At 45.8% G+C, this 11,643-nt stretch carries 8 protein-coding genes; 4 read left to right on the top strand and 4 right to left on the bottom strand.

Going from position 1 to position 11,643, the window contains the following annotated elements; all coding sequences use genetic code 11:
• From ACM0OZ_RS46070 to ACM0OZ_RS46080, 3 genes are all read left to right on the top strand, one after another.
• Positions 1-467 (top strand): RNA-guided endonuclease InsQ/TnpB family protein (locus ACM0OZ_RS46070; protein WP_414589671.1); only part of this gene is annotated, 467 nt, incomplete at its 5' end.
• Positions 468-542: 75 nt separating this feature from the next.
• Positions 543-1,775, top strand: a complete 1,233-nt coding sequence (locus tag ACM0OZ_RS46075) for an RNA-guided endonuclease InsQ/TnpB family protein (protein WP_414589678.1) — start codon at positions 543-545, stop codon at positions 1,773-1,775.
• 189 nt (positions 1,776-1,964) lie between these two features.
• A complete protein-coding gene (locus ACM0OZ_RS46080; RefSeq protein WP_414589672.1) occupies positions 1,965-3,419 on the top strand; it encodes an amidohydrolase in 1,455 nt (484 codons plus the stop codon).
• Positions 3,420-3,430: 11 nt separating this feature from the next.
• Here the strand turns inward: ACM0OZ_RS46080 and ACM0OZ_RS46085 are convergent, their stop codons facing one another.
• From ACM0OZ_RS46085 to ACM0OZ_RS46100, 4 genes are all read right to left on the bottom strand, one after another.
• Positions 3,431-4,255, bottom strand: coding sequence for a DUF928 domain-containing protein (locus ACM0OZ_RS46085; RefSeq protein ID WP_414589673.1), 825 nt, complete (start codon positions 4,253-4,255; stop codon positions 3,431-3,433).
• Positions 4,256-4,522: 267 nt separating this feature from the next.
• Positions 4,523-6,874: a CHASE2 domain-containing protein gene (locus ACM0OZ_RS46090; RefSeq protein ID WP_414589674.1), complete on the bottom strand. Its 2,352-nt coding sequence runs from the start codon at positions 6,872-6,874 to the stop codon at positions 4,523-4,525.
• A 73-nt stretch (positions 6,875-6,947) separates the two neighbouring features.
• On the bottom strand, positions 6,948-7,916 hold the full coding sequence (locus ACM0OZ_RS46095; RefSeq protein WP_414589675.1) for a DUF1822 family protein: 969 nt from the start codon (positions 7,914-7,916) through the stop codon (positions 6,948-6,950).
• A gap of 121 nt (positions 7,917-8,037) precedes the next feature.
• Positions 8,038-10,749 carry a CHAT domain-containing protein gene (locus ACM0OZ_RS46100; RefSeq protein WP_414589676.1) on the bottom strand — a complete coding sequence of 904 codons (2,712 nt, stop codon included), beginning with the start codon at positions 10,747-10,749 and terminating at the stop codon, positions 8,038-8,040.
• Between the two features lie 416 nt (positions 10,750-11,165).
• Here ACM0OZ_RS46100 and ACM0OZ_RS46105 point away from each other — a divergent pair, with 416 nt between their 5' ends.
• A complete protein-coding gene (locus ACM0OZ_RS46105; protein ID WP_414589677.1) occupies positions 11,166-11,627 on the top strand; it encodes an RNA-guided endonuclease InsQ/TnpB family protein in 462 nt (153 codons plus the stop codon).
• Positions 11,628-11,643: the final 16 nt, after the last annotated feature.

Here is an 11,643-nt window from a genome sequence, read left to right on the forward strand (position 1 = left end):
CAAGGTGCGTAGTGATGTCTAACGACCTCGTGGCGTATGAGGACTTGAAGGTGCGAAACATGGTAAGGAATAGACACCTCGCCAAATCCATTTCTGATGCAGCGTGGACTCAGTTCCGTACATGGGTTGAGTATTTTGGAAAAGTATTTGGTGTGGTCACGGTTGCCGTTCCGCCCCACTATACTAGTCAAAATTGCTCTAATTGCGGGAAGGTTGTCAAGAAGTCTCTTAGTACTAGAACGCATACTTGTCACCATTGTGGGCATACCCAAGATAGAGACTGGAACGCTGCACGAAACATACTGGAAAAAGCATTAAGTACGGTGGGTCACATCGGAACTAACGCCTCTGGAGAGACTGACCAATACTTGGGAGAGGAAACTCCTCCAAGCAAGTCAACTCACAGAAAGAGGAAACCCAAAGAGCAATCTTTGGAATCCCCCGCTATACCTGGTACTCCAGGTTAGCGGCGGGAGGATGTCAATAGCTCTTGGAACTTTGAAGGAATAAAAGCAGGAGATTCTAAGCGCTTAGCAGCTACCCTGAAACTTTTTACCAACTATGTAAAAACAAATCCAGATTACCTATGGATGCAGCAGTATCCTTCAGCTATTTACTCTAGTGCGTTACGAAATGTAGCAAAAGCTCTTGATAAGTGGCGTAAAGGAGAAGCTGGTTTCCCTCAAATGAAGACCAAAAAGAAAGGGGATAGTTTTACTGTTCTTAAAAAAACAGGTATCTATCCAGCAAAGGGACAACCAATGCTACCTTTCACAAATCGGCAAGTTTTGCACCCAGGAAAGCGAATTACAATACCGAGTTTGGGTGAGTTTAGGCTTCAGCAACCGATACCTTTTTTGTGTTCTAGTCAATCTTTTACTATTTCTAGGACTGCGAACAAGTGGTTCGTTTCTTTTGCCCTAGAGATTGAAAAAGTTCCTCCTTTGATTCATGAAGTTGAATCAGTTGGGATAGACTTAGGTGTCAAGACGTTTGCAACTTTGTCTGATGGTTCAACGATACAAGCACCTATGAGCTTAAAGAAAGCGAAAACCAAGCTGAACAAGCAACAGTGGCGCAATCGTAATAAACAATTAGGCAATCGCCGTAAAGGGTTGAAAGCGTCTAACAAAGCTAAAAACTACTTTGGTCAAATAGCAAAATCTCACGCTCATATTGCTAATATCCGCAAAGATTTTCTTCAGAAAACGACAACCGATATTAGTCGAAAATATTACCGGATTAGGATAGAAGATCTTAACGTCTCTGGAATGATAGCAAATCACAAGCTGTCAGAAGCAATCTCTAGTTTAGGCTTATACGAGTTTCGTAGGATGCTGACTTATAAGGAGGCGTTTTATGGGACGAAAGTAGAGATAATTGATAGGTGGTTTGCAAGTTCTAAGACGTGTTCTAAATGTGGAAGTGTGCAGCCAATGCCTTTATCAGAAAGGGTGTATTTGTGTGGCGCTGGATGCGGACACGTTCAATGTCGTGACTTAAATGCGGCGATTAATTTAAATAACGTTTCTTTAGATAAAATACGTGCGGTGAGCAGCGCGTTGGACGGGTTCCCCGGCTTGAAGCGACTGCGAACCCGGAGGGCAAGCGCGAAATCAACGCCTGTGGACAGGAGTAGAGTCGTCTCACCACAGACGTTGCAGGAAGCAAACTTCAAAAAGTTCGAGTTATTTGACTTGAGCGATTTGTGTAAGTTTTGTGTTGCACAAGAGGAATGGAAATTTATGAGGTTCCTGGTGATCATCTATCCATAATGGCATCACCAGTTCTGGCTGAAAAATTAAAAGCTTGTATTGACGAGCATTCCTAAGAGGCTGTTAAGTATGATTGAGATTTTCAGTCTCAAACTCCGTAAAGGGTACTATCAGGGAGTCTGTCTAATTGTAAGTTAGCAATTGGACAGATGAGACCGCTCGGAGTAAAAATAAAATAAGGATGATAGTGTGAAACGCCAGCTTTCAAAATACTATAAGCTATTAATCCTTGTCCTCTGTACGACGTTTCTTGTTTTTTTCGCTCAGATAGTCATCGCTCAGAGCAATTATAACCCAGGGGCTCAAGGGAAGCAGAACGTAGAACTGATTGTGGGCGGTGATTTCATCGTTACCATGAACGAGGCACAACCCGTCATTCAGAATGGCGCGGTCGCCATCAGGGACGGCAAAATTATTGCCGTGGACACCAGAGACAAGATCTTGGCATCTTACACAGCAGCCAGGACGCTTCCAGGTGAGGGCATGGTGCTGATGCCGGGTCTTGTCAACGGTCACTCTCACTCGGCAATGGTGCTGTTTCGCGGTCTTGCGGACGACTTAGCGTTGGAGGATTGGCTCCAGAATTACATCTTCCCGGCAGAAGCGAAGTTCGTTGACGAAAATTTCGTCCGTGTTGGTGAACAGCTTGCCTGCTGGGAGATGATACGCGGCGGAACGACGACGTTTGTTGATATGTACTTCAAGCCAGATGTCGCCAGCGAAGTGGTTAATGAATGCGGCTTGCGCGCCATCATTGCACCGTCGTCAATAGATTTCCCCAGCCCTGGTTTCCAAGGGTGGGATGATGCGTTTGCCACGGCAGTGGATTTCGTGAAACGCTGGAAGGGCAAGAACCCACGTATCACACCAGCCATTGCTGCCCATGCTCCCTACACTGTCTCGCCGGAGCACCTAACACAGGCTATTGCGGCTGCGCGGCAATACGAGGTTCCGCTGACAATTCACTTGGCGGAGACACAAACCGAGGTGGAAGACATCAAGCAGCGCTATAACGCGACCCCAGTGCAACACTTGGAAAATCTCGGCTTCCTGGAGCCGCGCGTATTTGCCGCCCACGTGGTATGGCCTAACGAAAGTGAAATCGCCCTGCTGGCGAGACGCGGTGTTGGTGTTATCCATAATCCTGACTCCAATTTGAAGCTGGCTTCTGGCTTTGCCCCGATTCCAGCGATGGTAAAAGCGGGAGTTAAGGTTGGTCTAGGCACGGATGGAGCTGCATCAAACAACGATCTTGATATGTGGGAGGCAATCCGCCTCACTGCTCTCATCCATAAAGCGACAACGCTCGACCCCACTGCTGTACCTGCCAAGACAGTGTTGCGTATGGCAACACTTGGCGGCGCAGAAGCACTCGGCTTGGCAGATAAAATTGGCGCGATTAAGGTGGGACTGCAAGCAGATCTGCTTCAAGTGCAGCTCAAAGAACCGCACCTGACCCCACTTTACGATGTCATTTCGCATCTGGTTTACACAGCAGATGCCCAAGATGTTGATACGGTTATTGTGGATGGGCAAGTTCTCATGCACAAACGCGAGATGCTCACGGTTGACCCTGATAAGATTCGCCTTGAAGCTACCTCCATTGGCGAGAGGATCAAAGCTGAGTTACGACCCTTCAATTAAGGAAATTGGGATTAATTCTTCAGCAAAAGCGGTTTTGCAGCAATGTCACTCAAGCCGACAAAGATAAGCAAATCCTGCCACTCTTGCTGAAGAGTTGCATCTTGCGGACTGTTCTGACGCAGTTGTGCTAGTGTCGTTAATGCCTCGTGCCATATTCCATTGCTGGCATAGATAGCAACTTGCTGTCTTGGCTGTGCTTGTTGGAGTTGCTGGGCGATCGCCGGTTTTAAGTTGACTCGTTGTATGACTCCTTCAACATAAATAGGGGCTTGTTGCTTTTGGTTCTCGCAGTAAACATTAAAGAACCAGCGGTATTGTTTGCCTACACTCAGGGAAGGAGCAGTAGTAGGTAAAGAAACGCTGATCACTGCGGGTTCACTTGGTAGGACTATATCCTGGCGGTAGATCGGATTTGATTCCTCATCAAGCAGCACAAAATCAGCGGGGTAGCTAGAACCTTTGGCGTAGGGTGTGTAGAACCAAAAAGTCGGGCGTTCTACTGTAGTCAATCCCCAGACATTCATTATCGAGGTTGGTTGCTCTGTTAAAGGGACTAAAGCAGTAAGTGCAGGGTTACCAACTGGACACGTACCCCTTCTTGCTCCCCCATAACGGCGACCCCCTGGAGGCTGTCCTGGCGGAAGTGGAGGTAAGACAAGGCGCAAAGGTTCCTTACGAGAAGTCGTTGCTAACGGTTTTGACTGTGATAAAGAATTGGAGTGCTCAGTTGCTGTTTGTTGACGGGACTCAGCCATAACCCACGTTATGCTACCCAGCAAACTGAAGCAGCCGGCAAGAGTCACTGCTAAAACCAGTTTCATCGGATATGAAATCATTTTTAGAAATCGCTTTTAACTGTTGACTATTAATTGTTAACTAGGGACGGAGACAAAATAAAATGCACAACCTTATACCATTTTGGATTTTAGATTATGGTATCTGGATTTTGGATTGTGTGCCTCCTGCGAAGAAGTTGAGTGCCAAAGGCACACGCACTCGCGTTCGCTAACGCGAGTGCGTCTCCAACAGAAAGAATTATTGGTAATCATTTTTAGGGTTAAGAAAGTCGCAATTATTTTTCATAATTAGGGGAACCCTCTGCTTTATTTTTGGAGTAGGACGAATTTTGAATTTGAATTTTCAAATAAAACGACGCAAAGCGTTCCCACTAGTGCTAAAGCTGAAGGTACAAACGGCACCCAATATCCGTGGATAAGTACACCAAAGCACAGTACGTAGAGAACTCCAGAGGAGACAATGACTAAGATTGCCAATCTGGGGAGCGATCGCACCCGCCAAGCAAGAACTCCTCCTACCACAGACCAACCCCAAATCCAGATGACCTCACTCCACAATGACCAAACCTGTAGCAACGGACGTTTATCTAGGACAGCACTAAGGAGTTGACTGACCATGTGCGCTTGTACAAAAACTCCTGGCATTTGCTTATCAAACTGATATTCATATGGTGTCGCCCAATAGTCACGAGACTCTCCTTTAGCTACAACACCAATCAGGACAATTCGGTCTTTGATGGCGCTAGAATTAACCTGATTTGATAAGATTTGTGTCAGCGTCACCTCTTCGGCAATCTTGTTTGAGGAACGATAGTTCAGCAAAATTTGACCACCATTGGCATCAATTCCCTGATATCCGCCAGTACGAGAGCTTAGACGAGGAAAGATAGTATTGCCAAGCTGTAAATCTCCTTGAGAAGTTAGCTTTGGTTGAATTCCTTTAACAGCAAGCAAATAACGGAATGCCAGCTGGGCTGAGAACGCATAAGTAGCACGACACGAAGAGACAGGTTCCTGGTTCATAAACAGCAGATGTCGCCGCACCACGCCATCAGGATCATGAATGAAGTCGCTAAATCCCAAGCGTTCTTGTGGGATTTCCGGTGGCGGCGCAATACCCTTAACAGGTGTTGCGGCGTCGCTATTTTTGCAAACTCCAACCAAGTTTTCAGTCTGGTTAAGACGAGTGGTTAAATCTGGGAGTTCAGCTTTAAAATCTCGATAGAGATCCAAGCCAATTGCTTGGGGTTTGTACTGCTGGAGTTTCTCCAAAAGTTTATTGAGAGATTTGTCTGAGAGAGATTTGCCATTCACATCCTCACCGTTTCGCCGCTGAGCATCAATATCTTGATCATCAATCGCCACCAGTAGCAGACGTGGATCAGGTATTTCATGGAGGATGAAGGGACGTAAGCGCATCATCTGGTCAAAAGCTTGGAGTTCACTGCTTTGCAGTAGCCCGAAAAACCTCAGCCCGCAAATTAAGGCAGTCATCACCACCGAGGACAACAATGCTACAGCAAATTTGGGTGGAGGCGCGCTTTGAGGTGGCGTAAGTTTTGGCGGTTGCAGTTCAACCTTACCTGTAATATCCACCCAAGAAGGAGGAACTTGTGTGAGATTTTGGCAAATCACTGGTAACCAAGTCGCACAGGGAAACTTATCCTCAAGACCTTGCAACCGTTCCCGAGAATCCCGCACTGCTTGGTAAAAGGACTCACCACCTGCAAACCCTTCTAAAAAAGACTTCAAGAATTCCTGTGCGACTAAATCTGGAACGGGTTCGCGCATGACGATCATCTGCGGGATTTGTAAATCAGCCAGATCTCGCGCCAGTCCTAATCCATCGCAGGAGTTGAAAATTGCTAATTGCAACCCACATTCCACGGCTTTTCTGAGAGCGTACCTTAATTCACTAATGGTGAGGCTATCAGTTTGATTCAGGTATATGCGCCCAGTTCCATCTTTCCCCTGACTCGAACTGTGTCCAGCAAAGAAAAGAATATCCCAGCTTTTCCCCCACAGATGGTCAGTTAATTCCTTGCGCTGGGGTTCTACCAGAAAGCGAAGATCTGCATTGGGTAAGTGTTCTAGCAAAGCACGGTCAGCCTCAGTGTCAATCTCCTGACTATTACCGATTATTGCTAAAATGTTTACCTTATCGTTAAGTGTTTTCCTTAAAGGAATTCGTTCGTATGTTGGCGATGCTAAAGCAAATTCCGCTTTAGGATAGCGTTCTAGCAAGTCCCAGAGATGCCAGGGCAACCGCTGCAATTGACTATCTTCTGTTTGCAAAATTACCCGTATTTCGTCCGTTGGTAGCAATTTTTCCAGCCATTTCTCCCGAATCGGGCGAAACTCTTCCGTTAGCAGCCAAGTATTGAAGCGCGATCGCAAAATATGGGCAATATTATCGCAGTCTTGGGTAATGGATACATTTGTTACCTGCATCTGGTCAGCAGACAAGCGGTAACGATTGCTTAGCCTTCGATAGCTAGACTGCCAGTGGCTATAGTAAAGTGGCATTTCTACCGCAGCAGGTAACTTCCCGGTTATTTCAGTTGAGGGACGCTCACCTTCTTCACCGATCTGTAGCGTAACGGGAAACCCCTGCTCAAAGCTACCATCGGCAAATTTTAAAACCACTAACTTGCTCATAATTAGTGTCCTTTGTCATTTGTCAGTTGTTTTTCTTTTCTGGTGACACTATGCAATGACTCATGACCAATGACTAAATTACGAAATGTTCTGTGACACTTGCATCATTGAGTGTCACCTTAACGCTAAACCGCTCTGCGCTTTCACCTCTAAACTGTAACTGTAGGTAGTTATCAGCACTTCTAGCTTGAGTTTCCAGAAAAACTGCTCCAGACTCATCCAGCACCGTCAGTTGTACTTTAGGGATTAAGTAAATTTGATTACCAGTCGGGTGCAACTGCACACGAATGCTAGTTTGTTGGTCAACTTCTGGTCTAATTTCTACAATAAGCATGACGGGTTGGTTGGCAATTTGGATTCCCAAATCAATCAACTTTGCCCGTCTGGTGAGTACATCATTTTGGTTGGCAGCGTTTTGCTCAAGAGTCTCACCACTGCGAAAAGCATAAGCTGGTCTAAATTGTGGCTGGTTCCATATCGATTCAACGCTTTGCCAGCCGTTCTCCAAGATACCAGTAAACCACTGGCTCAAATTCACTAAAGTCCTGACTGGGGTTTGTTTGAGTTCTGCGAGGTGGTCGATTAAATCTTCTAAGGGTTGGAGTTGACTCAAAGGTAGTTCTTCAGTTGCCATATTGCCAACAAACCCCAAAAGCTTTGCTTCCTCAAGCGATTCATCTACTTGGACAACGACATAACCAACTCTTTCTTCCCAGGTTTCTGGAGGAATGTAACACATCTGTTGAGAAATATTCACGGGGCGACACTCTAGACGACCCACTCCTGGCAACTCCAAGTCTGCTATATTGGCACACAAACGTATAACTGGGTTCCAACTGTCACTGCTTGTTAGGTTAGTGGGAATACCCATAATTTCCAAGTAGTCATTCACCACCCACACGCAAAGGGTATTCAGCCGGACTTGTTCGGCTTTTTCAGGAGTAGGCTGGTTTGAAGCAAACTGCTGGGCAGTTGTGCGAGCTGCCTGCGTTATAGGTAACGTTAAGGCAAAATCTTCTGGCTCATGGGTGGTGCGCGTCATAGTTTAAGTCCCCGGTGATGAATCCTCTCTTAGATATTTATCGATCGCAGTCATGAAATTTACGCAATCGTCAACTACCCCACTTTGGCAGAGCCTGAGGGTGCGGACTTCCTTTGAAGCGTTAAAGCCAATTGCCAATAAGTACATAGGCAGACCAAAAGCTGGGTGTGTTGTAGTTAGGATGTTTTAACAGTTGTAGCTGAGCAAGGCGAAGAGCTTCAGCTTTGGTAATATTGCCATTCTTCAACTGTTTATAAAAAGTACCAACAAACTGTGCTGTTGATTCATCATCAATCTGCCACAAGGATGCTACAGTACTGCGTGCCCCCGCTTTGACAGCAGCCCCAGCTAAACCCAACGCCGCACGGTTATCTCCTGCTGCTGTCTGGCAGGCACTCAAAACTAATAGTTGCACTGCTTCTGGTTTGGTTTCATCCCGACTGCGGAGAATACTGTCGAAATCTATGACGTTGATTGGACCATTGGCAGCCAAAATAAAGGTTTTATCAGCGCGCGAACTAAATTGACCATGGGTTGCCAGATGCAAGATATTGAAGGAAACAGCATTGACTTTGCTTTCCAAAGCTTGTTTGGTGAATTGCTGATCCAAAAGGCTAGTTGTTGAGACTCCGGCTTGGGTTATCAGGTTTAATTCTCTCTTAATGGCAGGCAAGGGTGCAAATTCGCTATATCCTGGAGGGGGTTGAGTAAGCCCTGCGGTGAGAGCATTGAGCTGCCGTCGCACTAGTGGTTTGGGGTCTTGAAGTTGCAACCCTATGCTAAGGGCGATCGCATATTTCTCCACCAAGTATTCCTTACCATTGTAAAGGGCAGAAGGCGGTATATTGCGTAACGCCCCATCAAGTACAAACACCAAAGTCTTTACCCCACTTCTTTGCAGTTCGGACTCAATTGGTTTTATCAACCAATTGTAAACCTGTTGTGACTGCGTTCTGAATGCTTTAATGGCAGATGGTTGGACAAGATTTTGCCGCATTCCGCCGACAATCTTTTCGACTTCTGCTTGGCTAATTTTGGTGCTGTAGTGCCGCAAGGGTTGTTTAGGAATTTTAACAATAACTTGCAATTCGTCGGGAAGAATAATCGGGTAAAGAATGGCAGCAGTGGGGTTATCTTGGTCTACCACTTTGTCAAGCAACACTTTCTGACCTTGTAGGCAAGCTTCCCGAAAAAAGTTATCTAGTTCTGCCAGTTGCAGTGCTTCGATCCGCTGGCGAGCTTTTTCTAAAGTTTTTTCATCAGGTTGCGCTTGTTGCACTTGCAGCAGTAATTCCACTGATTCTCGATAAACAGGTTCTACACTATCTCGGAAAGAGAATTGTACATCTTGTTTAACCGCCACCAAGTCACTGCGCAGAGATTGCAGAGTATCCACAGCAGCATCATATGCCGCGATCGCTCCTTTGACATCTCCTTGTGCTTTTCGTAACCTTCCGAGTTGCCATTCCCATCGATAAGCAATTTCCGGTGCATTGCTTGCTTGTGCCAATAGTAACGCCTGTTGGGTCAGGTTTTGCGCCTCCGACCACTGCCCAGTTTTTTCGTACAAACCACCTAAACTTCCCAAAGCATATGCTTCTGCTTGCTTGTCACCCAAATTGCGGGCTTGTTGGACGGCGGTGGCGAGGAGTTGGGGTGGAGAGGATGAGGGGGATGAGGGGGATGAGGAGGATGAGGGGGATGAGGAGGATGAGGGGGATGAGGAGGATGAGGAAGTTATTTGTTTGCTCTCCCTTGTCTCTTCCATGCCTAATTTGGCGATGCTGTGAGCAAAGTTAATCCGGGCGTAGACAGCAGAACGACTGGCGGGGAGTGTGTTGAGTTGGGATTGAATCAAAGGTATGAGAGTTTCGGCTTGTGCTGATTGTTGATCCTCAATCAGAAGGTCTAAGTAATTGAGTTGCGCTTGGACTTTTGTTAAAGGTGAGGGGGAAATCTCAACTGTTTGTTGATAAAAGTCAATCGCTTGTTGTTTTTGCTGCTGTGTACGAGCATTATTTCCTAAGCTAAAAAGACTTGCACCAATATTTGCTGGAGATTGTAGGCGTTGGGCAATTTCTAGACTTTGCTGTATTGCCTTTTGGGAATCTTTCAAATTACCCACAAGTTGGAGGATATCACCAAGCGATCGCAACCCCACTGTCTTTTCTAAGGAGTCTGGTTGGGATTGTAAAATTTTATAAACATCTTGTAGTATTTTTTCTGCACGACGATAGAAGCCTTGAGTTCGCAATGCTTGTGCTTGATTGATGTGCGATCGCACTACGCCATTCGCGTCACCAGCCTTACTATAAATCTTTTGAGCCTGCTGCCAAGTTGTCAAAGCCTGTTGTGTTTGTCCCGTCGCCAGTTGCAAACGGCCTTGTATATCAAGGCTTTGGGCAAGAATTTGGGCTGTAGAAATATTTTGCTCCCTCATCTCCCTCATCTCCCTCATCTCCCTCATCTCCCCTTGTCCCTTGATCTCCTGCTGTTGATATCCCAAAATATTTAAACTCTGGGCGATCGCCTGCTTTGCCTCAGTCCACGCGCCGAGTTGCTGGTAAGCAAGGGAAAGATTACTTAGGGTTGCAGCAAGTCTGAGGGTATCTCCTTGCGTTCGGTATTGCTGAACAGATTGCTGCAAAACCTGCACCGCTTCGGCATATCGTCCAGCGTCGTACAGCACTTTCCCCTGTTGCTGTGCGGATGACGAAACGGGGGGCGCAGGCGAGGGAGGAAGTTTCGCCAGCACAGGTGAACTAAGGACACACAACGAAGTGGTAACAACAGCTAGAACTAAGTAATACCGGATTGAATTACGTCTTTTCATATACTTGTTTATTAAAAACGCATGAGGAGCGAGTAACGCTCTTTTATTACTCTGGTCAGATTAAATTTGAAACCCTATTTTTAGGTTAGCTTGAACGGCTAGAAGCCCCACATCCTACCCGCAGGGAGGTGTGGGATGAATAGCCGGACAAAAACGAGGTACACCCCCGATCTATGTTGACCGTCGGTTAACGCGTTCGGGGGGTGTCCGAGTTTTTGTTAATCTCCGGGATTTTTAACGAGTCAATGAGGTCTTCAATAACATGAGTCATTGTTGTATCTTTCATAGTTGCATATAAGCGAAGTTTATCCATTCTACGTTTACTCATTCTTATTCTTAAATAATCATTTTTTATAAAATCTCCTCAGTATCTCCTCAATTATGCTAGCATAGATGCAAGAAGGAGGTGATTAAAAGTGTTGAAAGCAGTTAAGGTCAGACTATATCCGACAACTGAACAAGAAATAGCTCTAGCCAAGTCGTTTGGTTGTGCAAGATGGTATTACAACTACGCCTTAAATGCTTGTATCCAGCACTATGAAGAAACCGGGAAGTCATTAAAGCTGAGCGTATACAAAGCTTATTTGCCGCAATTAAAAGTAGAACATCCTTGGTTGAAAGAAGATTGTTATTCGGCTGTTTTGCAGTGTGTAGCAATCAATTTGAACAAAGCCTACACTAATTTCTTTGAGGGTCGGGCTAAGTTTCCTAGATTTAAAGCGAAACACCATAAACAATCAATTCAATATCCTCAGAATGTTAAAGTTGTGGGGGATTGTCTGGAAGTTCCCAAGGTTGGTGTTGTTAAGGCAGTCTTCCATCGTCCAATTGAAGGGAAACTTATCCCTCTTCTGTCACTCTCCGGGTATTCTGAATAAAAGAATTAAAAGAAAA

The organism is Scytonema sp. PCC 10023, from assembly GCF_963920835.1.
Lineage (GTDB): Bacteria > Cyanobacteriota > Cyanobacteriia > Cyanobacteriales > Nostocaceae > Kalymmatonema.

Coding starts and splice junctions, on each gene's coding strand:
- ACM0OZ_RS46085 (WP_414589673.1), bottom strand. CDS start 4,255: ATGATTTCATATCCGATGAAACTGGTTTTAGCAGTGACTCTTGCCGGC.
- ACM0OZ_RS46090 (WP_414589674.1), bottom strand. CDS start 6,874: ATGAGCAAGTTAGTGGTTTTAAAATTTGCCGATGGTAGCTTTGAGCAG.
- ACM0OZ_RS46095 (WP_414589675.1), bottom strand. CDS start 7,916: ATGACGCGCACCACCCATGAGCCAGAAGATTTTGCCTTAACGTTACCT.
- ACM0OZ_RS46100 (WP_414589676.1), bottom strand. CDS start 10,749: ATGAAAAGACGTAATTCAATCCGGTATTACTTAGTTCTAGCTGTTGTT.